Origin of the sequence: Megamonas rupellensis DSM 19944 (genome assembly GCF_000378365.1) — a bacterium.
In the GTDB taxonomy this organism is placed as follows: Bacteria; Bacillota; Negativicutes; order Selenomonadales; family Selenomonadaceae; genus Megamonas; species Megamonas funiformis.
On sequence record NZ_KB899569.1, the window covers coordinates 30,516 to 55,088 of the forward strand.

General features: G+C 30.0%; 22 protein-coding genes and 1 CRISPR repeat array. Of the genes, 5 read left to right on the top strand and 17 right to left on the bottom strand.

The window, feature by feature from the left end; genetic code table 11:
- Positions 1 to 103: 103 nt before the first annotated feature.
- From F553_RS0102330 to pdxR, 6 genes are all read right to left on the bottom strand, one after another.
- Complete coding sequence (locus F553_RS0102330) at positions 104 to 292, bottom strand: hypothetical protein (RefSeq protein WP_018998833.1); 189 nt, start codon at positions 290 to 292, stop codon at positions 104 to 106.
- 686 nt (positions 293 to 978) lie between these two features.
- Positions 979 to 1,191, bottom strand: a complete 213-nt coding sequence (locus tag F553_RS0102340; RefSeq protein WP_156809614.1) for a hypothetical protein — start codon at positions 1,189 to 1,191, stop codon at positions 979 to 981.
- A 302-nt stretch (positions 1,192 to 1,493) separates the two neighbouring features.
- Positions 1,494 to 1,847: a CRISPR direct-repeat array (repeat unit 30 nt; unit sequence ACGGGAGACCGTACAATGTTAATGCTTAAC).
- A 156-nt stretch (positions 1,848 to 2,003) separates the two neighbouring features.
- Positions 2,004 to 3,113, bottom strand: a complete 1,110-nt coding sequence (locus F553_RS0102350; protein ID WP_018998836.1) for an LPP20 family lipoprotein — start codon at positions 3,111 to 3,113, stop codon at positions 2,004 to 2,006.
- An 88-nt stretch (positions 3,114 to 3,201) separates the two neighbouring features.
- The gene (locus tag F553_RS0102355; RefSeq protein ID WP_018998837.1) at positions 3,202 to 4,935 is read right to left on the bottom strand and encodes a TM1812 family CRISPR-associated protein; all 1,734 of its coding nucleotides are present in this window, start codon (positions 4,933 to 4,935) and stop codon (positions 3,202 to 3,204) included.
- A 692-nt stretch (positions 4,936 to 5,627) separates the two neighbouring features.
- Positions 5,628 to 6,611, bottom strand: coding sequence for a Gfo/Idh/MocA family protein (locus tag F553_RS0102365; RefSeq protein ID WP_018998839.1), 984 nt, complete (start codon positions 6,609 to 6,611; stop codon positions 5,628 to 5,630).
- Between the two features lie 13 nt (positions 6,612 to 6,624).
- The gene (pdxR, locus tag F553_RS0102370; RefSeq protein ID WP_018998840.1) at positions 6,625 to 8,064 is read right to left on the bottom strand and encodes a MocR-like pyridoxine biosynthesis transcription factor PdxR; all 1,440 of its coding nucleotides are present in this window, start codon (positions 8,062 to 8,064) and stop codon (positions 6,625 to 6,627) included.
- A 117-nt stretch (positions 8,065 to 8,181) separates the two neighbouring features.
- Here pdxR and pdxS point away from each other — a divergent pair, with 117 nt between their 5' ends.
- Entirely contained in the window at positions 8,182 to 9,060 is an 879-nt protein-coding gene (pdxS, locus tag F553_RS0102375; protein ID WP_018998841.1) for a pyridoxal 5'-phosphate synthase lyase subunit PdxS, read from the top strand.
- Positions 9,061 to 9,066: 6 nt separating this feature from the next.
- Complete coding sequence (gene pdxT / locus F553_RS0102380) at positions 9,067 to 9,642, top strand: pyridoxal 5'-phosphate synthase glutaminase subunit PdxT (protein ID WP_018998842.1); 576 nt, start codon at positions 9,067 to 9,069, stop codon at positions 9,640 to 9,642.
- Between the two features lie 63 nt (positions 9,643 to 9,705).
- Here pdxT and F553_RS0102385 read toward each other — a convergent pair whose 3' ends face one another.
- The 3 genes from F553_RS0102385 to deoD are packed head-to-tail and all read right to left on the bottom strand — an operon-like array spanning position 9,706 to position 12,994.
- Complete coding sequence (locus tag F553_RS0102385) at positions 9,706 to 11,088, bottom strand: MFS transporter (RefSeq protein ID WP_018998843.1); 1,383 nt, start codon at positions 11,086 to 11,088, stop codon at positions 9,706 to 9,708.
- 10 nt (positions 11,089 to 11,098) lie between these two features.
- Complete coding sequence (locus F553_RS0102390; RefSeq protein ID WP_018998844.1) at positions 11,099 to 12,268, bottom strand: phosphopentomutase; 1,170 nt, start codon at positions 12,266 to 12,268, stop codon at positions 11,099 to 11,101.
- 15 nt (positions 12,269 to 12,283) lie between these two features.
- Positions 12,284 to 12,994 (bottom strand): purine-nucleoside phosphorylase, encoded by a 711-nt coding sequence (deoD, locus tag F553_RS0102395; RefSeq protein ID WP_018998845.1) that lies wholly within the window; start codon positions 12,992 to 12,994, stop codon positions 12,284 to 12,286.
- Positions 12,995 to 13,289: 295 nt separating this feature from the next.
- Between deoD and F553_RS0102400 the strand changes: the two genes are divergently transcribed.
- On the top strand, positions 13,290 to 14,003 hold the full coding sequence (locus F553_RS0102400) for a GntR family transcriptional regulator (protein ID WP_018998846.1): 714 nt from the start codon (positions 13,290 to 13,292) through the stop codon (positions 14,001 to 14,003).
- A gap of 24 nt (positions 14,004 to 14,027) precedes the next feature.
- Here F553_RS0102400 and F553_RS0102405 read toward each other — a convergent pair whose 3' ends face one another.
- From F553_RS0102405 to F553_RS0102430, 6 genes are all read right to left on the bottom strand, one after another.
- Positions 14,028 to 15,257, bottom strand: coding sequence for an ATP-binding protein (locus F553_RS0102405; protein ID WP_018998847.1), 1,230 nt, complete (start codon positions 15,255 to 15,257; stop codon positions 14,028 to 14,030).
- Positions 15,258 to 15,464: 207 nt separating this feature from the next.
- Positions 15,465 to 16,979 (bottom strand): phosphohexomutase domain-containing protein, encoded by a 1,515-nt coding sequence (locus tag F553_RS0102410; RefSeq protein ID WP_018998848.1) that lies wholly within the window; start codon positions 16,977 to 16,979, stop codon positions 15,465 to 15,467.
- A gap of 40 nt (positions 16,980 to 17,019) precedes the next feature.
- Positions 17,020 to 18,786 (bottom strand): DNA helicase RecQ, encoded by a 1,767-nt coding sequence (recQ, locus tag F553_RS0102415; protein ID WP_018998849.1) that lies wholly within the window; start codon positions 18,784 to 18,786, stop codon positions 17,020 to 17,022.
- Complete coding sequence (locus F553_RS0102420) at positions 18,776 to 19,660, bottom strand: NAD(P)-dependent oxidoreductase (protein ID WP_338153847.1); 885 nt, start codon at positions 19,658 to 19,660, stop codon at positions 18,776 to 18,778. Before F553_RS0102420 ends, recQ begins: the two co-directional genes overlap by 11 nt.
- Positions 19,661 to 19,680: 20 nt before the next feature.
- Positions 19,681 to 20,136 carry a metal-dependent hydrolase gene (locus tag F553_RS0102425; protein WP_018998851.1) on the bottom strand — a complete coding sequence of 152 codons (456 nt, stop codon included), beginning with the start codon at positions 20,134 to 20,136 and terminating at the stop codon, positions 19,681 to 19,683.
- 20 nt (positions 20,137 to 20,156) lie between these two features.
- Positions 20,157 to 20,618 carry an HPP family protein gene (locus F553_RS0102430; protein WP_015561817.1) on the bottom strand — a complete coding sequence of 154 codons (462 nt, stop codon included), beginning with the start codon at positions 20,616 to 20,618 and terminating at the stop codon, positions 20,157 to 20,159.
- Positions 20,619 to 20,796: 178 nt separating this feature from the next.
- Between F553_RS0102430 and F553_RS0102435 the strand changes: the two genes are divergently transcribed.
- Together F553_RS0102435 and F553_RS0102440 are read left to right on the top strand one after the other, a co-directional pair.
- Complete coding sequence (locus F553_RS0102435; protein WP_224169338.1) at positions 20,797 to 21,405, top strand: TetR/AcrR family transcriptional regulator; 609 nt, start codon at positions 20,797 to 20,799, stop codon at positions 21,403 to 21,405.
- 162 nt (positions 21,406 to 21,567) lie between these two features.
- On the top strand, positions 21,568 to 22,782 hold the full coding sequence (locus F553_RS0102440) for a dicarboxylate/amino acid:cation symporter (RefSeq protein ID WP_008539469.1): 1,215 nt from the start codon (positions 21,568 to 21,570) through the stop codon (positions 22,780 to 22,782).
- Between the two features lie 389 nt (positions 22,783 to 23,171).
- On the opposite strand, the gene F553_RS0102445 is transcribed toward F553_RS0102440, so the two are convergent.
- On the bottom strand, positions 23,172 to 23,774 hold the full coding sequence (locus F553_RS0102445; RefSeq protein WP_018998853.1) for a DUF1847 domain-containing protein: 603 nt from the start codon (positions 23,772 to 23,774) through the stop codon (positions 23,172 to 23,174).
- A gap of 118 nt (positions 23,775 to 23,892) precedes the next feature.
- Entirely contained in the window at positions 23,893 to 24,501 is a 609-nt protein-coding gene (locus F553_RS0102450; RefSeq protein WP_018998854.1) for a LysE/ArgO family amino acid transporter, read from the bottom strand.
- Between the last annotated feature and the right edge of the window lie 72 nt (positions 24,502 to 24,573).

A 24,573-nucleotide genomic window follows, 5' to 3' on the forward strand; every position in this document is an offset into this window, starting at 1 on the left:
TTAAATTTTTTCCTTATCACCTCCTTTCATTATATATATACTCTTATTTTTCTAAAATTCGGCATTAAGTTTCTAAAATTTTTATAAAAATTTTTAATTTTATCTAACTAAGTAAATCTAAGATAATATACATACCGACACCAATTACGACTAAAAGACTGACAAAATCTATTATTAAACCTAGAAAAAAACTTAAAACATATAATATACCCTGCCATATTTGTTCATGAAAAATAATTACTGCTATTATAGCCAATATTGATAAAATTAAATTTTTCATCCAAGTTTTCATGATTACCACCTCATCAATTCTCTAATATACATATCTTCCATTTTTTCTAAAATCTGGCATTGTTTTTAAAATTTTTTATCTATGTTATATCTTTTTTTCTATTTCCTATTTATTTTTCCAATATCATCTTTAATCTCTACTATACATATTACCTAGCAAATTTAAAATTCGGCATTATTTATTAAAAAAAGTTTTCGGTATAAGCTATCAAATAACCTATACCGAAATTAAAAGGAGTGTTTCTATTTACATTTTTATTGCTTTCTATTATATATATCTTCTACTTTTTCTAAAATCTGGCATTCTTTTTAAAAATTTTTATAAAAAAAAGACATAACTTTAATCTAAGTTATGTCTTCTTTCATTCATTTTACTGCTAAGCATCACTTGTTAATATTAATCAATAATTCATCATAAATACATTTAGCATAATTCTACAACCTAAATCACATTGTACAATATTAATACTTAACCACTGTAGTGAAGGTGATATGTGGCGGAGACCGTACAATGTTAATGCTTAACCGCAGTAAAATCAATATTCTTTTTCCTCATTATATCTTATATATCCTTATTTTTCAATCTTTCATAGAAATCTTACCAGCCGATTTCAATTTTCTGCCTATTTTTTTAAGACTTGATATTATAGGCTTCTTACTTTTTCGGCTGGCAAAACTCATCTTCTTTTATTCCTTCCGAGCAAAGCAGCCTCGTCTTTCTGATGGATAATACCAATCATCATAATAACTACAAAATGCTCTACCGCTTGAGTCTCTATTATATTCTTCCCAATACCGACAACCTGAACAATTCCCACCGAAAGCTCCCTTTGGAATACAAATTTTTGTTTTAATTTCATTTGCTTTGTTTTTCATAATACTAGCTCCAATCTTAATCATAAAATTTTAGTTTACCTTTAAATTTAATATTTATTTATTTTTTCATCACCCTTTTTAATCTTTACTATATATATCCCCTACTTTTTCCAAAATTCGGCACAGTTTTTAAAAATTTTTATAAAAAAAGACATAACTTTTAATCTAAGTTATGTCTTTCTTTCATTTTACTGCTAAGCATCACTTGTTAATATTAATCAAAAATTCACCATAAATTAATTTAGCATTATTCTACAATCTGAATTACATTGTACAGTGTTAATGCTTAACACATCAGTATCATCAACTTGAGTATTTATATGGTCACTGGAGACCGTACAATGTTAATGCTTAACTCGACCACATTGGACAATAGGAGCACTTGCTTATAACGGGAGACCGTACAATGTTAATGCTTAACTCTGCTTTTACAAATGATATTCGTAAGGAATTGGACGGGAGACCGTACAATGTTAATGCTTAACATAAAAAGTTTAGGAGGTAAGAAATAATGGCCATACGGGAGACCGTACAATGTTAATGCTTAACTTGCGTCCATGTAAAAAGCAGGCAAGCGAATTTCTACGGGAGACCGTACAATGTTAATGCTTAACCCATATCAGCGTGCCTAGATGCTTATTCTAGGAGAGACGGGAGACCGTACAATGTTAATGCTTAACCGCAGTAAAATCAATATTCTTTTTCTTCATTATATCTTATATATCCTTATTTTTCAATCTTTCATAGAAAATTTACCAGCCGATTTCAGTTTTCTGCCTATCCTTCTTAATGCTTGATTTCATAGGCTTTTTACTTTTTCGGCTGGTAAATAAAACTTAATATACTACTATCGTTAAAGTATTATACGTAATTTGTTGCAGTTTAAGATTGCAATTTACATTTTGAATTAACTGATTATAAATATTCTGTGGTGTTCCTGAATATTTTATATTAATAGTTGCTGTACCTTCATTATAACTATTTACCCTTGCTGAATTTACTCCTCGAATATTCTGTAAAGCGTTATTTACCATATTCACTTTATTATAATCAGTGGTTATAATTTTTAGTTCTATATTTTGTGTATTTTCACTACCATAATTTAAAAGCTTTTCTACAATATAATCTCCCATTTTTTCACCAGCATTATTCAATGCTTTTTTCCCTGCTATAAATTCTGTTACATCAGCAGCTTTGCCATAAGTGCCATTAGCAGAAATTATTTGTCCCGTTTTTGCTATAAAGATTTTAGCTTCTAAACGAGCATTGCATGATAAAATCCCTGTATTTCTTCCTCTGCCATTACCAATAAACTTACTTACATCACCAACACCCTCACTAAAAGCTTCACCTACTACTAATATATCTACATTTAAATTATTAGCGATATTTTGCATATCTTGATTTGTCAAATAATCTAACTTGCCAATGGTATCTCTCATACCTTCTGCATACACTATTCTACTAAATCCAGCTTCTATCAATTTATTGATTACAGCCGTTTCACCAGCAGGGTCAGGAATTTTAGCTCTGATATGATATTCAGGAATTATAACCGCAATCTTTGGGTCACGAAGTTGACGATTAATTATACCCAGTCTTGTAAGCTCATTCATCAATTTCGAATTAGGATTTGTATCCACATCAGCTAAAATATTAACTTCATACAAACCATCTTCAAGCCATCTTTTATTTATCACTTGATAATTGGTGATATAACCTTTAGAAAATTTATAAATTTCATCATTAAGTAACATACCATTTTTGACCAATGTAGTCGAATCTACCATAGTACCGACCGCTTGCTCTATTGCATTTCTAAGTGCATCTCTTTCTGCTTCATCATAATTCATACCATGACCAGATACATTTACTGATTGTGCTGATGCTACTGCCCACCATAAACTACACAAAAGGCATACTATTATCATTACATATTTTTTCATAAATATCACCTCATCATTGTTATATTATATCTATCACCTATTTTTACCAAAAAACGGCATGAAAAATGATATCATGCCGTTTTTTTTATTAAAATTTTTCATCTATTAAATTAACACTATTGATTATTGCCTGTGCTATATCAAAATTACTTTCTCTACTAGCTGCCAAACTATTAGCATGACTAACTTGATTACGCCAATCATTAACATAATTAGAATACTCTTCTACAAATTGTAATAATCGTTCTTTAGGCAATCTTGTCTCTATAATATTTTTTTCTAACATCTCCTTGAATACTTCTTTTCGCTCTTTTGATTTTTCTCCAGTAGTTAATTTCTTATCCTCTTTTAACCCAAAATATGCTATTATTTTATCTTTATCAACATTTTTAACAGCATTTAAAATAACTGCTTCTAAATTACCATCTTCACGACTGACTCTTTTTGCCAAATATGATTTAAAATCACCTAAATGGTTCTTAGGCATACTCTCTTTTAAAATATACTTTATTACATTATCTTTTGCTAGGCTATCAACCTTTTTATTAAAACGAAGTTTTTCTGAGGCTTTATCAAATTGTTTAATAAATTTTACTATTTCTTCTAAAAATTTATCAAAAATTTTATTCTTTCCTTTTATTTTTCCTAAAATTTTTGTAGCTGATAATCCTCTATCAATCAATATTCTAATTGTATTATAAGTTAACTCATTTATTTCTATATTCTCCGTATTTGTTTGTATTTCTTCTTTTCTATAGTTTTTAAAAAAATTAACTTGCCAGTTTGACCAAGCTTTATTTTTTCTACATTCTTCTTCAATAGAAGCATCTTTTATTATTACTAATTTATTTTCAATTAAATATACTGGTATCCATTCTGTATAAAAAGTTATTGCTGCTTGTAAAAAATCTCTTTTAGCGCACCATTTTATAATAGCAGGTACACTACTAGGCTTATTATCTTTAGGCAATATATCTGCGTATGTTTTCTCTATTACTAATATTAATTTAGCAAAAAACAATTCTTGTTCACTCAATCTATTAGCCTTTAGCTTTATTATTCTTTTGTAAATACTTAAAGCTTCTCCTAATAAAGATAATACATTTGTCATATCTTTATAATTTGTGCAAACTTTTATTGCCTCTGAAAAATCTCTCATCTCTTCTAATAATAATTCAAGTGCTGAAGAACTTGTTCTTAGTTTTTTACTATTTAACTTGTCAAAATAATTTTGAATTTGATTTACACTGCCAAATGAATTAAATTCTTCTGCTCCACCTAGTAGTGTAAACATATCCATGATATCACTAGCATTTTCTATCTTTGCAGTATTAAAATTCACATACAAAACCAAACCAAGTTCCATACCTATATATTTCAACATTCTAATCAATGCCAACATCAACATTGAAGCATGTCTTAAACCACCAGTCATATCTACATGGATAACTACTGTATCATCAGGATTTTTTTCTTTATAAGCCTGCAATTTATCAAACATTTCAGATATGCTTTTAAAAGAGCCTTTCATTTCTCCATTGTTATAAAGCGGTACATCAATTATCTTATCTTTATAATATTCATCTTGTATGAGTTCTTTAAATTTATCTAAAGATGTTTCTCGCACTTGTTCAGAAATAAAAGCATATATCTCATCTATCTGTTGCTGTTCTTGATTTAATTTCCATGCTATATACTTCAATGCTGTTTCATTAGTATGCTTGCAATTAGCTTTAAATAAATTACTATCATCTGTGTATTCTTTCTCAACACTATCATCACGATATAAACTCATTATAAATAAAACTATGTTTTTAACCATAATTACACCGCCTTATTTTTTTGTTATTTATAATATTTCTATCTTTATCTTATACTTCCTTCTTATATGGCACTTGCAAAACAAGTGCCATATAAATTACCTATTTTATAAAAATCAAGCAACTCGATGATATTTGTTCTTTTTCTCATTATTTAAAACAAAATCATCTAATTCAAGATAATCAACAAGATACGATATATTATGATTAAAATATTTCTTCAAAATCATTAAAGATGTGTCATTACTTCGATTATACAATATTTTATTAAGTAATATCGGCGATTTACATAAATTATAACAACTTTTCTTATACTTTTTGCTAAAAGCATATCTATAACCTCTTTTAGGAATGAGTACATAGTAATCCAAATAATTTTTAAATTTAGTTGAAACTTTAGCAACTACACAGATATTATTTTTTAAAGATATTTTACTCATAAACAATCAACCTTTCTTCTAAAACCAATATTATTTATCCCTTTTTAATATATATCCTCTATAAAAAACAAAATCCGGCATAAACTCATAAAATTTTTTCAAAAATCTAAAAAAATTCATGAAAACTCTATCTGCCTTAATATTTCAACTAAATATACACCTTTTCTAAACTATGCTACAATAATTGATTGTTTCATATAAAAAGCCTATATCAGCATATAAAATTAGCTGATATAGGCTTTTTCATATCTTCATCAAATATTAAATTCTACTTTGCCACTTATTCTAGCTTGTTCTAATACTCTCATAACATTTAAACTATGTTCTAATGTTTTATAACAAGTAGCTAAATCTTGTTGTTTAAATATTTCTGTGAAGGCTACAAATTCATTGACCATGCGATGATTGTATTTTTCTTTATTTATCAAAATTTCTTCTTCACCTTTTTTATGAACTTTGACTAACGCACAAGCATTTGGTGCTCCTACTAATTCCATATAGCCTTTTTCACCTTGAAATACAATTCCGCTGATACTTTCAGAATCTTTAGCTGCACTACATACTACTGTATAATCATCATAATCTAATAATGCTGTACCTGAAATATCTATGCCATTAAAACCAAGGTTTGGTCGATAAATAACTTCTTTTGGTGTGCCTAATACGCCCATAACAAAATGTAAATTATAAATATTTAAATCATATAAAGCACCCCCTGCATGTTCAGGGCTAAATGCTGGAGCTACATCTTTATTTAAATATCTATCATAACGGCTAGAATATTGTGCATAATTAGCATGAACATAACGCAATTGACCAATTTGCTCTAAATTTTCTTTTATATATTGATAATTTGGCGCATATAAAATAGTTATAGCTTCAAATAAAAATAGATTTTTAGCTTTAGCTAAATCTATTAATTCTTGTGTCTGTTTTGCTGTAATGGTAAAAGGTTTTTCACAAATGACGTTTTTCCCTACTTCTAGTGCTTTTTTTGTATATTCATAATGCACATTGTTGGCTACAGCTACATAAATAAAATCTATTTCGCCATCTTCTAGCATTTGATTATAATCTGTATATATTTTAGCGATATTAAATTTATCTGCTATTTCTTCTGCTTTTTGTCTGCTCTGTGGTCGACTACATATAGCTACAATTTCTAAATCTTGAATATTTTTTGTAGCTCCTATCATTTCATGTACAATTTTGCCGTTTCCAGCAATACCTATTTTCATAAGTATTCCCCCTTTAATATTTAGTTATATTTTGAATTATTTTTATCCCTGTATTTATTTCTGCCAAAGATAAAGTGGCAAAACTCAAACGTATTTGTTTATTGGGAGCATTGCGTACAAAAAATGGTGCACCATCGCAAATTATTACCCCTTCATTTCTAGCTTTTTCAATTATCTCACTTGCATTTAATCTATCCGGCAAATTTAGCCACAAAGATAATCCCCCTTGTGGTTTTAAATAATCTATATCTTTAGGCAAATATTTTTTTGCCATTCTAAGAGCAAATTCAAATTGTGTTTTATACACACTGCGAATAGAATTTAAATGTTCTTGCCATAATCCTTCACGCAAATAATAATCAAAAACTCTCTGTGTAAGTCCAGAAGTTGCTATATCTGAAATATGTTTTACATTTAATAAAGTCTGTGCCAATACTTGAGGCATGATTAAATAAGCAAGCCTTAATCCTGGCATGAAAATCTTTGATAAACTGCGAATATAAATCACTCGATCATCTGTATCATACGCTTTTAAAGGTATAGGAGATTTTTCTTGATAACAAAGACCACTTATATAATCATCTTCCAAAATATAAGCATTATAAAAACGAGCCAATCCCATTAAACGGCGACAATTAGCTTTTGTATAAGATATACCTGTAGGATTTTGAATATTAGGCATCACATATATCAATTTAGGTCTAAATTTCCTTAATTTATTTTCGAGGTCAACTAAGTCAATACCTTCTTTTGTCAATTTAATATCTATAATTTTTGCCCCACAAGAGCGAAAAGCCGCTATCGCTCCTGGATAAGTTGGATTTTCTACAAATACAATATCTCCATGTTTTAAAATAGCACGTGCCACTATATCTATGCCTTGTTGTGCACCTGAAATAATTTGAATGTATTCTGGCGTTGTATTTATCCTTTTTTTCGCTAATTCTTGAGTAATCGATTGGCGAAGTGGCAAATAGCCTTGACTGTCTTGATATGTAAATGCATATCCTTTGTCTCTTTCCAAAATTTTATTTACCACTTGCTTAAAAGTCTCTATGGAAATCATATCCGGATTTAAGGATATCGTACTCATATTTATCACATTTTTTTGACCTTGCAAAATTTTTAAGTCATCAGTTAAATCAATGGGAATGTGATTATTCTCTTCTAATTCATCAATAGTATTAATCACTTGTTCAGCCACATAACTTCCGCTACCACGCTTACTAAAAATAAAACCATTTTTTTCTAATTCTTTGTAAGCATTAACCACTGTACTTGGATTTACTTGCAAATTTTGAGCTAGACTTCGCACAGCTGGTAATTTATACCCTGGTGATAATAAGTGCTGTTTTATCATTAATTTTATTTGCTCATATAATTGTACATATAAAGGCTCTTTTAAATCTTTGTCTAATTGTATCGATACAAATTCAATTAATTTATCCTTCATTCTTGCTATTTTTTTCTCCTTTATCTATAATTTATAAAATTTAATTTGCAAATTTAAATATTGTATTGATACAATTTTATCATTTTAATTAATATACTACAATCAAAGGAGTCTATCATGAATAATCGTTACAATTTAAATAAAAATCTTGCACAAATGCTCAAAGGCGGAGTTATCATGGATGTAACCAACGTAGAGCAAGCAAAAATAGCTCAAGAAGCTGGTGCTGTTGCAGTTATGGCACTTGAACGCGTACCTGCTGATATACGTCGTGAAGGTGGAGTTGCTCGTATGTCAGATCCTAAAATGATACGAGAAATTAAAGAAGCTGTTTCTATCCCTGTTATGGCAAAAGCTCGCATTGGTCACTTTGCTGAAGCTCAAATATTACAAGCTATCGGCATTGATTATATTGATGAATCAGAAGTTTTAACACCAGCTGATGACGAAAATCATATCTATAAACAAGATTTTGATATTCCTTTTGTTTGTGGTGCTAGAAATTTAGGTGAAGCACTTCGTCGAATTGGTGAAGGTGCTAGTATGATTAGAACAAAAGGTGAAGCAGGTACTGGAAACGTCGTTGAAGCTGTTCGTCATTTTAGAACTATGCAAAAAGATATTAATAGAGTAAAATCTGCCACATCTAGTGAGTTAATGCATATCGCTAAAGAAATGGGAGCACCTTTTGATTTAGTTTGTTATGTACATGAACATGGAAAACTTCCTGTTGTTAATTTTGCAGCTGGTGGTATTGCCACTCCTGCTGATGCTGCCTTAATGATGCAATTAGGTGTTGATGGTGTATTTGTAGGCTCTGGTATCTTCAAATCCGGGGATCCACAAAAACGAGCAAAAGCTATTGTCGAAGCTACTACTTTTTACAATGATCCTGAAAAACTAGCTAAAATATCAGAAAATCTCGGTGAAGCTATGGTCGGTATAGAAATAGATACTATTCCTCAAGAACAACAAATGGCAAAACGTGGCTGGTAATGTGATATGAATAAAATAATTGGTATTTTAGGTATGCAAGGGGCTATTGCTGAACATCAAGAAATCTTATTGCAAATACCACATACAAAAACTCGTATAGTAAAAACAGCCAAAGATTTAGATTGTATTGATGGGCTTATTTTACCTGGTGGCGAGTCTACAGCTATAGGAAAACTTCTTGATTATTTTAGCTTAAAAGAAATTTTACAGCAAAAAATCATTTCAGGTTTACCTGTATTTGGCACTTGTGCTGGTTTAATTTTGCTTGCTAAAAATATTGAAAATCAAACAAATACGCATCTTGCAACTATGGATATAACAGTTAAACGCAATGGCTATGGCTCTCAATTAGATAGTTTTTCTACCAATTTATTAATTCCTACCATAGATAAAAATATGCCTATTCCTTTAGTATTTATTCGTGCTCCCTACATCACTAAAACAAGTAAAGATGTACAAATTTTAGCTACTTTAGATAATAAAATCATAGCTGCACGACAAAAAAATATGCTTGTAAGCTCTTTTCACCCTGAATTAACTAATGATTTAAGATTTCATCAATATTTCTTATCTATGATATAAAACTAAAAAACAGCCTCCTAAAAATAATTAATTTTCAGAGGCTGTTTTTTATTAAATTAATATTTATCTATCAACTTTTCTTAGAATTCTAACTACAATAAAATGATATATCAATAATCCCACTAAACCAACTATGCCTACTCCTAATAAAACACCTGCATAGTGATTTACTAAATCTGATGAAGATACACTAAACATTAAATCTTTTTTATCTATAAAATATGCTGAATAAGTAAAACCTACCGACATCGCAATATTAATACATAAATTATAAAAACCTAATGCTGTACCTGCGTTTTCTACAGGAACTAATTTTAATCCTATATCAATAAGTGGTGCATACATAAAAGCATAAAAACAGGAAAAAATAACTATTATAATTGTAAATAAAATTATTGGCTGTCCAATTAATAAAATACTTACAAATACACTTAATATTATCATTGCAATAGCTAAATATACACATTGTTTACTTGAAAAATATTTGCTAAATTTTCCTGATAATGCGCCAACTATTGCTGCTGAAATACATGCTGGAATAAACATTAACGATATAGTATCTAAATTTACTTTATATACTTCAGTCAATAAGAACGAAAATGAACTTAAAGCATATGAAGCATACAATGAATAGATTATAAATGCTACAATTAAAACGCTAGCATATAATTTATTTTTAAAGAAATCTATACTGATAAATGCCTTTTTATTTTTAGTTATATATGCGAAAAATACTGCTACAGATAAAATAAATCCGCCAAATACATACCAATCAAAAGAAGAAATACATATCAATATAGATGTAGCTGTAATCGCTACTAATATCATACCAATGATATCTACATTACTTTTACTGCCGCTATCTTTTGGTAAATATTTCCATAAAAACGGTATTAATACAAGTGTAAATAATGGTATTAAAAATAATTCATGCCACTGTAAATAAGTAGAAATAAATCCACCCGTTAATAAACCAATAACAGTTGCAATCTGGAAACTACTCGTACTAAATCCCATATATTTCTTTTGCTCTTTAGGATTTAAATATTTAGCTACTGTAATTAGATATAAAGTCTCTGTAGCACCTAAACCTGTAGATTGAATAACACGAGCTGCCACTACTAACCAATAATTTTCATGAACTACATATCCAATTAATGAGCCTGTACAAATTAAAATTATACCTGCTACTAAAAGATTTCTAATACTTATAGAGTCAGATAATGCTGCATATACTACAGCTCCAATACCAATTACCAATCCAGATAAAGTCACTTGCCAACTAACTGTACTTGCTGATACTCCAAAATAATTCACTAATTCAGGAGAAATAATCTTAAAAGAATTATCTATAACTAATGAAAAAATCATTAAAAATAAAATCATAGGTACAATTATATTAACTTTTATAGGTGTTTTATCTGCAGGAGTTTGTAAATTATCCATTAAAATGCTCCTATTCTAATAAACCTAAAAAACTTTTACCATTTTCCATAGATTTAACTTTAAAATTATCTATAATTGTCGCTGATATATCGGCAAATTTTCCTATAGGTAATACACCCTTTTGTTTAAATTGTTTGCTATATGCTAATAATGGTACATATTCTCTCGTATGGTCAGTGCCTTTATATGTTGGGTCATTGCCATGGTCAGCTGTAATTATCAATAAATCATCATCATGCATATTTTCTATAATCTCAGGAATTCTTGCATCAAATTCTGCTAGTGCTTTAGCATAACCTTCTACATCACGTCGATGTCCATATGAAGCATCAAAATCCACTAAATTAGTAAAACTCAAACCTTCAAAATCTTGTTTTAATACATCTACTAATTTATCTACACCGTCCATATTACTTTTTGTATATACGAATTCTGTTATGCCCTGTCCATTAAAAATATCATTTATCTTTCCAATAGCAATAACATCTTTTCCTGCTCCTTTTAACATATCTAAGGCAGTTTTTCCATGAGGATTTAAGGCATAATCATGACGATTACTAGTGCGTACAAAATTTTCTTCTGTACCTAAATATGGACGCGCAATTATTCTTCCTACTAAATATGGTTCTTTATCTGTTATACTGCGAACATATTTACAAATTTTATATAATTCTTCTAATGGTATAATTTCTTCATGTGCTGCTATCTGTAAAACTGGATCAGCTGATGTATAAATTATTAAATCTCCAGTTTCCATTTGATGTTTACCATAATCATCTAAAACTTTTGTACCACTATATGGCTTATTGCATACAACTTTTCTACCAGAAAAATCTTCTATTTTTTTAATTAATTCTTCTGGAAAACCTTCTGGATACACTTTAAATGGTTTTTCTGTTTTTAAACCCATAAGTTCCCAGTGACCTGTCATAGTATCTTTACCAACTGAGACTTCTTCTAATCTTGTAACATAACCAATTTGATGTTTATTTTTATCTATTCCTTGTAAATCACGAATAGCACCAATACCTAATCTTTCCAAATATGGGATATTTAAATTCGTATATTTAGCTATATTACCTAATGTATCTGCTCCTTCATCATTAAATAACTTTGCATCTGGAGCTTGTCCAATTCCTACAGAATCTAATACAATTACATGCACTCTTTTAAAAGACATTATCTTCACCTCAAATTATCTAGTAGCAACTTCAAGCGCAATATCCATCATTTTTGTAAAAGAAGTCTGTCTTTCTTCTGGAGTTGTTTTCTTGCCTGTAATAATATGGTCGCTAACTGTCATAATACTTAATGCTTCTACACCTAAATATATAGCATTCCAATAAAGTGCTGCTGTTTCCATATCTACTGATAATACATTTAAATCCATCCATTTTTTTAATGCATCAGCATCTGCATTGTAAAAGAAATCAGAAGATAATACATTTCCTACATGTGATGTTTGAGCGTGTTTTTCACAAGTAGCTTCTGCATCTTTTAATAAATTAAATGAAGCTATTGCTGGTAATGTACCTGGTAAATTATATTGACTTGCATAATTAGAATCAGTTGCTGCCCCCATGGCTAATACAACATCATATAAATTCATATTCTTTTGCATAGCCCCACAAGTACCAATTCTAATCAATCTTTTCACATCAAAAAATTTGATTAATTCATAAGAATATAGCGCCATACTTGGCATTCCCATACCAGTTCCCATAACAGAAACTAGTTTTCCTTTATATTCTCCTGTATATCCAAACATATTTCTTACAGAATTAAATCTTTGTGCATTTTCTAAGAAATTTTCAGCGATAAATTTTGCTCTTAATGGATCTCCTGGTAATAAGATAGACTCTGCAATTCTTGCGTTATTTTCTAATTTAATATGTGGTGTATTCATGATTATTTCCTCCAATGTTTTTAAAACGATAAATTTTCTAAAAAATTATACAATATATTAACTCGTATATTTTTTTAATTATTTTCTATACAAGTATTTATATCATTTCTTAGAGTGATTTGTCAATATAAAATTTAAAAACCATTATAAAATCAACAATTACATATCTATTATTTTATAGAACCATAAAATAATCACTAAAAAAATCAATATACAAGTTGTTGAAATTGTTCTTTTTTCTGTTAAAATATAATTAAGTATTAGAACACACTTTAGAAGAAAGAGCTGAATTATTTTGAAAAAAACCGCCAAAATTCCTTTATATGTAAAAACATATGAGAGTTTATTTGATAAGATAAAATCTGGTGAATTTAAAAATCAATTACCTAGTGAAACGGATTTATCTGCTCAATTAAAAGTTAGTCGTACTACACTTCGCCAAGCTTTAGCCCTTTTACAAGACGATGGCTTAATAAAAAACCTCCACGGTATTGGTAATTTCATAGTTAACCCTAATGACATCAATAATACCGCTACTACACTTGAAAAAGTTTCCAATCCACTTTATCAAACACATAGTGAAACTTTTGATGATCATGATATTTCTTTTAAATTAGTTTTAGATAGTGAATATACTAAAGATATATTTCATCAACGTTCTTCTGCTGTTGTATCTTGTGAACGTTGTTATTTTAAAAAGAAAAAGTCTCTTGCTTTTGTTTTTACCTTTTTGCCTATAAATTCTATTGATTTACTCAATATAGATTTAAATGATAAAGACTCTCTATTTAATGCACTAGAACATGATATTTATAAAATTTGTACTAAATCTGATTTAGAAATCAAAATATCTAATGCTGGAACGACCATTACACAAAAATATAAAATGTTTGATAGCAATCAATGTGTCTTAATTATGGAAACTTTATACAAAGATGATAAAGTTATTTGTCACAATAAATTCTATATTCCCAAACAATTTGCCAACATAAAAATATCTAGAAAATAAAAAAAGCAGGAAAAATCCTGCTTTTTATTTATTATAAACTTGCCCTAAATAATGTGTTACAAACTGTTGTGCTATTCTGCCGGAGCGTCCAGAATGTTCTTTTTCCCATGCCCCAGCTTTTACGCGCAATTCTTCTTTAGATAATTCTATGCCATGCTGTTTTAATAAACCATCTACAATATCTAAATATTCTTGTTGGTTTGGTGCCATATAATAGATGATTAAACCAAATCTATCAGAAAGTGAAATTGTTTCATTCAATGTATCACTGCGGTGCATATCATCATCATTTGCCCCTCTATCTTTATAACTTTCTTTAATTAAATGACGGCGATTTGATGTAGCATAAATAAGTACATTTTCAGGTTTTGCCGAAGCACCACCTTCAATTGCTGATTTTAAATATTTATATTCCACTTCAAATTCTTCAAAAGATAAATCATCTAAGAAAATGATGAATTTCTTACTGCTAAAATCTCGCAAACGCTCCATAATAACAGGTAAATCTATTAATTGTTCTTTAGTTAATTGAACTAAACGCAAACCCTTATCAAAGAAAGAATTAACCACTGCTTTTACACCTGAAGATTTTCCTGTACCTCTTGCCCCTACAAGTAAAACATTATTTGCTGGCTTATCTTCTACAAAGGCTTTCGTATTGGCTAATAATTCTTGTTTTTGATATTCATAGCCGATTAAATCTTGAAGCTTCATAGTTTCAAAATGTTTAATACCAACTAAACTATCCTCATCACTATCCCAACGGAAAGCTCGATAATCTGCCATATCTCCACTGCCAAATGTTCTATAATAATTAATAAAAACATCTGCCTTATCCTTGCTAGTTTGTGCTTTATCTAGGTTTTCTACTAATAAATTAAACGCTGTAGATTGATTAATATTTGTCGGTTCATAATCATCTAATAAATCGCAATCCAAAAGTAAACTAGGTTTTAAAAGCAATAATTTTTCTATTAATTCAATATCATGACAAAAAGCTTGATACAAACTTTTACCGATTTTACCACCAGATTTTTCCACTGCATAAGACACACAATTACTTTGATGAGCCACAGTATAAATCATATATGAACGTATAATATTTCCAGATAAACCCAACTGCTCTGCTTTATTAATCAACTTAGCAGCAACAGCCCCTTTATTTAAATTTTCTCGAGAAATAGTTTTCTCGATATCTCTAAAAACATCATCATTGAATAAATCTTGAAATACCAATAAATTATGTAAATCCATAAAAATACTCCTTTCAAATGCGTTTCCTTATAGTTTACAACATTTCAATAAAAAATTAAACATACCAGCAAAAATTATTTTATAAACTATGCAAAAGTATCTATGGAAAAAACAAATATAAAATAAAAACCTCGAGAAACATAAAACTACCTTTCTCGAGGTTTTTATTATTAATAATATAAACTTCTGTTATTTTCCGTTATATTATTATTTGTCAAATACAGAGATATCTAATTGGTCAAAACCACTCAATAATTCCTTCATCATTGCTGTGATTTTTGCACAATCGCCTTCACCATTACCTTCTACATTAAGTGGCATATTAGGATCATGCAAAGATTGACGAAGCAATGCCCAACCATTTGCTTCACCTTTAAAGCTAATGCGTACACCTTCATAATTTGGTGTTACAATATGATAGCCTTTTTCTTTTGCACGAGCAGTAAATACTTCTAAAACTTTTGCCCCATAAGCTTTGAAATCTTCACCTTTTAATTTTAAGCGATATTCTGCTGTTTCAAATTGTGGTTCAAGTTTTTCAATCAAGCTATTTAAAGTTTTGCCTTCTGCTTTAGTTTTAGCTGCAGCAATTAAGAGTTTAACTGCCATATATGCACCATCATCAAGATAATAATTTTCTTTAAGTGCACCATGACCACTTGTTTCAATAGCGAGTGGAGATACTACGCCTTCTTCATTTAAGCGTTTGCATTCATTGATTACATTTTTATAGCCACGTTGGAAACGATGATGTTTTAACTGTAATTCACCTTCTAAAAATGCAGTCAATTTATCGGAAGTTACAGAGTCAGTAACAATAGTGGAATTTGGATAATCTTTCACTAAGATAGCAGCCATCATAGCAATTAGTGCATCACGATTTACTTCTTGACCATCGCTAAATACAGCAGACATTCTATCTACATCAGTGTCAAAAATCAAACCTAAATCAGCTTTATTATTAAGCACTGCACCGCGAATAGCGTCCATAGCTTCTTTATTTTCTGGATTTGGAATGTGATTTGGGAAATGTCCATCTGGATCTAAGTATAAGCTACCTGTAGTATCTGCACCTAACTGAGCTAAAACTTTTTGAGCAAAAAATCCGCCAGCACCGTTACCTGCATCTACTACGATATGATTGCCTGTAAGTGGTTTATCATAATTATCTTTACTGTTGATACCTTCACGGATTTTTGTGCAAAGATTTTCAGCATAAAGAGAAACTAAATCAAATTTTTCTACATTACTAATATCCACTGTTTGTTCAGTCAATTCGCAAGCGATTTTGAGCATATCAGTGAGGTCTTTCTTTTCCATACCGCCATTTTCTGGTTCAAAGAATTTTATACCATTGCGATTAAATGGAAGATGACTTGCAGTAATCATCATAGAACCATCATATTTTGTTTCTTCATATACTAAAGACATAAACATAGCTGGAGTTGTAGCCATAGAACAATCAACAGCTGTTGCCCCTTGAGCTACAATTGCCATTAAAGCTTGTTGTTTTAACATTGGTGCAGAAATACGAGAATCATGACCTACTGCAATTTTTAATTCACTTGCTTTTTTACCACTTTTTTTGCTGAGCCATAAAACGAAAGCTTGCACAATGCGATTAGCATATTCTGGTGTCAAAGTAACAGGTTCATCAGCTACACCTTCAACTGCTACACCTCTGACATCACTGCCATTTTGTAATTTTAAAATTGGATCCATAAAATCTACCCCTTTTTCTCTTAATCTATACTAAATATCTTTACGATATGTAGCTCTTTATCACTGTTAAAAATTCCTCACCATATTTTTGTAATTTAAATTCACCTACACCGCGAATATTTTTCATCAATTCTAAATCAGTCGGTTTATCTGTTGCCATCTGTGTAAGTGTAGCATCAGAAAAAATCATATATGGTGGTAATTTTTCTTTTGTCGCTAATTCTTTACGCAAACTGCGCAAAGCTTCAAATAATTCACCTTTAGCCTTGACTTTTTTTACAATTACCATCTTTTGCCAAACCTTTTTTTGACCGCGAAGCACTTGCCATGATAATTCATTTAAAGTAACCACTGGATATTGGCTTTCTGTGATATCTAAATATTGCATAGCACTAAGTCTCAAAATTAAATCACTGATATCTTTTAGCTTTCGCTCTTTCATCAAGCCATACGTAGATAAACGCTCAAAATTAAATTGTCTTACCTTCGCACTTTTTGAACCTTTTAAGACTTCAGCTATCATTTTCACGCCGAAACGTTCATGCATACGATAGACACACGATAAAACCTTTTGTGCGTCAATTGTAATATCTATTAATTCGCCTTCTAATTTGCAATTACTACAATTATCACAATGTTCTTCCACATCAAATTCACCAAAATAATGCAGGATAAATGCTCTTAGACATTGTGGTGTATGACAATAATCCACCATAGACTGCAATCTTTTATATTCTAATTGTTGGCGAATTTCACTTTCTGTAGATTTACTTATCAAAAACTTTTGAAGCTGTGTATCTTGCGGACTATACAGTAAAATACAATTTCCTGAAAGTCCATCACGACCTGCTCTACCTGCTTCTTGATAATACGCTTCCATATTTTTCGGCATATTATAATGAATAACATAGCGCACATTTGGTTTGTCTATGCCCATACCAAAAGCATTTGTCGCCACCATGACAGAAAGATTATCATAGAGAAAATCTTCTTGCATTTGATTTCTTTCCTCATCTGTCATACCGGCATGGTATCTACCTGCTTTAATGCCCTTTATTTCCAATAAAACTTGCAAAGCATCTACATCTTTTCTAGTGCCTACATAGATAATTCCAGCTTCATCTTGATGTTTTTTTACATAATCTATGACAAATTTATCTTTCACTTCTCCTCTTAATACGGAAAAATATAAATTTGGTCTATCAAAACCAGTTACAAATACATTAGGTTGTTTAAGCCCCAATAAATTTATAATATCTGTTTTTACTTCTGGTGTAGCTGTTGCTGTAAAAGCACTGATAATCGGTTTAATGCGCAGTGAATTAGTAAAATTTAAGATATTGCGATAACTAGGACGAAAATCATGCCCCCATTGCGATAAACAATGCGCTTCATCAACTGCTACCATACTAATATTTAAATTTTTAAAACCATCTGGTAAATATTCAGATGTTACTCGCTCTGGTGCTATATAAATAATCTTATAAAAACCAGCAGATATATCTTGTAAATCCTTATATAATTGAGCCTTACTGACAGAACTATTAATATATACTGCCGCTATCCCTAGCTGGCGCAAACTATCAACTTGGTCTTTCATCAAAGAAATAAGTGGCGATATAACAAGTGTTACCCCTTCAAATAATAATGCAGGGATTTGAAAACAAATAGATTTTCCCGCACCTGTAGGCATAATCGCCACTGTATCATTTCTATTTAATAGACTTTCAACTACTTTTTTCTGCCCTGGTCGAAAGTCTTCATATCCATAAAATTTTTGTAGTATTTGTCTTGCTTTATTCAGCATCATAATATTTCAATAAGGCTTGAGTGCCATTATTTTCATAACCTTCTTTGGCTAATTTTTCATATAGAGATTTTGCCAATTTCAATCCTGGTAAATCTAAATTCATTTCATCAGCTGACTCTATAGCTATTTTCATATCTTTAATAAAATGTTTAATGAAAAATCCTGGTGCAAAATCACCTTTTAACATTCTTGGTGCTAAATTGCTAAGCGACCATGAACCTGCTGCACCTGTAGAAATTACATCTAATAAATCCTGAGGATTTAATCCACATTTTTTGGCATAAGCAACAGCTTCACAAACCCCCATCATATTAGAAGCAATGGCTATTTGATTGCTCATTTTTGCATATTGACCAGAACCAGCTTTGCCAAAATAGCAAATAGTTTTTCCCATAGCTTCAAAAATCGGCAAAACTTCTTCATAAACTTCTTTATCGCCACCGACCATAATGGCAAGTGTACCATTTTTTGCTCCTACATCTCCACCAGATACAGGTGCATCTAAAGATTTTATTTCATATTTTTGAGCTTCTTGATAAATCTCTTGAGCCAGTTTTGGACTAGAAGTAGTCATATCTATAATTATGCTTTGTGGTTTTAAATTTTTAATTACGCCATTTTCACCTAAATAGATTTCTGCTACATCTTGAGGATAACCCACCATAGAGATGATTACATCTACATTTTGGGCTAAAGCTTTAGCACTATCAAACCATTTTGCACCTTTATCTAATAAACTTTCAGCTTTTTGCTTTGTACGTGTATAAACCATGACTTCATATCCAGCTTTTAAGAGATTATCTGCCATGGATTTTCCCATTACACCAATGCCAATAAAACCAATTTTTAGTTTTTGCATATATTTCACCACTTTCTTTTACCTGAAACTTATTACAACATAAATTTATAATATAAAGCAGCTACACAAATCGTATAACTTATAAAATATTCCCATGAACTGCCCACGCGAAATAATTTTATACCTATTTTTCGCTTTCGCCAGATAAGTGGCACCTTGCCACAAATTCCATCTTCAATAATATGAAGTAAAGCACCTACACAGACAAATATCGGAACTTGTGCTATTTCCCAAAATAAGTCTTTTAATACACCAACTTCATGTAAATAAAATAAAATAGCGATTATCGCTAAATAAGGCACTGTCCAATGTGTATTTTGGCGATGCTTTGAACGCCATTTCCAATAAGCTTTACTTTCTTTTGGTGGTTTACCTTCCAATCTATCTGGCAATACACTACCAAAAAAACTATATGCTGCATATAAAAAATTTCCTGTTCCTGCAAATACAACTACAGTCGTTACTAATTTATGATTAGCCCACTTCACAAAAATTCTCCTTAAAATTATTATCTATGCCATAAAGGATAATCTCTATGTAAAATAAATCTATTATAGACTATAGCAATAAAAACTAATAAACAAATTCCTGGTATTACATCAAATAAAAAATAATTGATAATACCTTGTTCATTCGCTTTTAATAATATAATCGGCATAGCAGCAGATGGTGGATGAATTGCTTTAAACCACGATTTCACTAACATGGCTATAGCTACTCCTAAAGCATAAACAATCCAATTATGCCCTAAAATATAAGCCATTAAAATACCTACGATACTTGTAATAATATAGCCTAAGATAATATTTCTCGGCTGAGCATATTCACTGTCATATAGTAAAAAAGCGATTATACTTGTCGCTCCAAATGGTGCTAATAATAAATTATTATCAATAGATTTAGATACTAAAGCTACAATACCAATGCCAAAAAAAATACCAATAGCTGATAGTATTTCATCTTTTTTCATAAAATTGAAATCCTTTATATTTTTTCCTTAAATCTAATTGCCATTATATCAAAAAATAACATTAATTTATAGCATACTATTGAAAAACTATTACGGTTTGAGAAAAAAGATAAATGCCATTATAATATATTTTAAAGAAAACGAACCGCATTCATTTTTATAAAATATAAATAAACAGGTGATTATTTTGGAACATACACTTAGTAAACGTGAAGCAAAAAAAATAAAATCAAAAAAAACCATCATTCAATCCGCTATCGTATTATTCGCTCAAAAAGGTTTGAAAGATACTTCTATTGCTGATATCATGCAAAAAGCTAATTTAGGTATTGGCACATTTTATAATTATTTTCAATCTAAAGATGATTTACTCCGTAGTCTGCTCATTCAATTAGCTATGGATATTCGTCAACATTATCTTGAATCTATAAATAAAGAAAAAACTCAAGCTCAAGTATTAGAAGGGCTTGTCTTATATACTGCTAATCTACTAGACCAAAATCGTTTTATTTTGCCATTATTTATGCGCGCTGTAGATAGAAGTGCATTGACTATACAGCCACATGTTTCGATAAAAAAACCACTTCCATTCAAAGATATTTTTGATGAAATCATCAAAACTGGTCAAGATAATGGGGAATTTCGCAGTGATATTCCAGCTGAAATTATTACAGAAATGTTTCATTCTCTATTTCAATCTGCTTCTTTTAGTAGCCTACCACTCAAATATCAAGAAAACATTCGCTATAAATTAAATTTAGTGCTTTCAGGTATTATTTTAAAATAAAATTTGTACGTATACAAAAAACAAATAAACATTTTAAAAGATATTTTGTGCGTATTTTTTCTAAAAGCTACAGTATAGTTGTAAATTCACTCCAAAAAGAGTATAATTTCGTTATGTTATTTTTATATAATATACAAATATATCTTTAGGAGGTCTTTTATAATGACAGCAAAAATGATCATTAATAAGCTCGGTACGCTTATTCTCATTGCCATGATTTTAGGCATTGCTGTTGGTTTGGCTTTAGGTGAAACAGCACAAATCTTTGCTCCAATCGGCGACTTATTTATGCAATTAATCAAAATGGTCGTAGTACCTATGGTTTTATTCTCATTAATTGGTGGTGCGGCTTCACTAGGAAATTCTAGTTCTGCTGGGAAAATCGGTCTTTTAACATTTATTTATTATACAATTACTACTATCATTGCTACTGTTATAGGTCTTATTTTCAGTGTAGTATTTAAACCAGGTGAAGGAATTAGTTTAGCTAGTTTAGGAGTTCAAGCTTCTAGTGAATATGCTGATAAAGGAGGTATTCCTGGATTTTGGGAAACTTTAATCGGTTTTGTTCCTGCAAATCCTTTTGAAGCTCTCGTTTCTGGTAATATTTTACAAATCATTGTATTTAGCTTATTTATCGGTTTTGCTATCGCTAACTTAAGCGGTGAAAAGAAAGAATTCTTACTTAAATTCTTCAATTATATGACTGAAGTTACTGTAAATATTATGACTGCTATTATGTGTATTGCACCTCTTGGTGTTTTTGGCTTAATGGCAGGCTCTATCGGTAAATTTGGTTCAGAAATTCTAGTAAAACTAGCTTATCTTGTAGTATTATATATTATCGTTCTCCTCATCGTTAATTATGGTGTTATTGGCGGTAGTGTTGCTATGTTCTCTAAATGTACTACATTTAAACAATTCTTTAAATCTATGTACAAAGTTCAATTATTTGCTTTCACTACTGCGTCTTCCATGGCTACATTACCTCTTAATATGAAAACAACTATTGAAGAATTACATGTTTCTAAAGAAACTACTTCTTTTGCACTTCCTCTCGGTGCCACTATCAATATGAATGGTAATGCTGCTTATTATGCTATGGCTGCTATCTTCTTTGCTCAAATGTTTGGTATCGAACTCACTATTACACAATATATAGCCATTATCTTTACTTCTACAGTTGGTGCTGTAGGTCAAGCCGGTGTTCCTGGCCCTACACTTTTAGTAGTAGCCGTTCTCATGTCTGCTAACATTCCAATTGAAGCACTTCCAATTTTATTCGGTGTTGACCGTATTTTCGATATGCTTCGTACTGCTGTAAATATCACAGGCGATGCTGCTTGTGCAACTATCGTTGATAGATTTAGAGAATAAATCGTTCTTGTTCATTTTTCTTTACCGGTATAAAGAAAAACGAACCAAAAAGAAAACCCCTTCCGCTACCACACTTTTTATTTTGGCAAAGAGAAAATCATGTCTACAACGTTTAAACTCGCTACGCTCAAACAGGTAAACTAAAACCGTAGCCACAATTTTCTCTTTACCAATAGCCTACGGCTACCATAAAAAGATGCTAAAATGCGGAAAATATTTGTTATTATTAAAATCAACAATAAATTATATTCATCATCAATCATTTTATAATCTACTCAAATAATAATATTCGGTAATCTTGTTTTTCCGCATTATAAAATTTTAGTGATAAACACTTAGAAAAAAAGGGACAATATTTTGATATATATCAAAATATTGTCCCTTTTTATTTATATTTCATTTTCTTCCATTAATTTTAATTTTTTTCGCCAATAGCGTGAATAAATCGCTCCTAATGGATTATGAGCTAAAACTCTATCTTTAACTACAAGCGTAGTTACTGGTCCATTACAATTTTTGTTAAATATCGCATCATGACCTACACATAAACCACAGGAAATAAATAAATCACAACCTGCTTGATTTAAAAATTCAGCTTGATATTTAGGATTACACATACTTTCTGTTGTACTTTGGGGATTTATTTTTTTCAAACCTAATTTATCTTTTGCTATCGCACAATTTTTGCAGCAAATAGATACTACTTCAAATTCACGTGCTAAAAATTTATTAATCAAATAAGCTTCTTTATTTAAACCGATACAAAAAGCTAGACCTAATTTTTTATAGCCCATTTGTTTGGCAAATTCTACAGTTTCTTCTAAACGTGTAAGCTCACTATAATATGTGGCTTCCACAAAAGCTGCTGCTTTCATAATTTTTTTCTCTTCATCAGTATATAAATCAATTACTTCATCTTGATTTATTTTTTTGCAACTAATACCTCTGCCTGCACAAATATGACTTTTACAATTTGCACAATCACCAATCATATTAACACCTCCAAATAAGTATATATTTATTTTATTATACAACAAAACCCTAAAAGTATTAAAACTAACTCTTAGGGTCTTAATCAAGATAATTCCAAAATTTAATTATATGTATAATTCATAATAAATCTAAACAAAACATATACAATAAATTTAATCCATATAGAAACAAAATGATAGCACAAATAAGATTAATATATTTAACAAATCTATATAATTTATTTATAAATTTATGTGCTATAAAAGCTAATGAAGAAAACCATAAACAAGAAGCGATACAAACTCCTATAATAAAATATATAGAGCTATCTCCTGCTAAAGATGTTCTAAAGCTACCTAAAATCAATGAACCATCAATAATAGCTTGAGGATTTAACCATGCGACAGAAAAAGCCGAAATAATTATTTTTGACAATCTATAATCATGAGTTGATTTTATTTCTAATTTGCTATTCGTTCTCCATAAATCAAAAGCAATATAGAAAATAACCATAGCTCCAATAAACATCACGAAATCACGTAAAAATTGATATTTATCTAATAAAATTCCAATACCTAAATAACAACTAATAGCTAACGAAATATCAAATATAATTACAAATATCGTAGTCAGACAAATTATTTTTACATTTCTTTGCATAGCAGAATTAATAACATACATATTTTGTATGCCAATAGGCATAACATAAGCCAATCCAAATAATAAGCCCTGTATAAAATATATCATTTTTATATCCTTAATAGTTAATAATTTATTTTCAACTTAAATAAAAAGCTATAGCAAAATAAATTCTTTGCT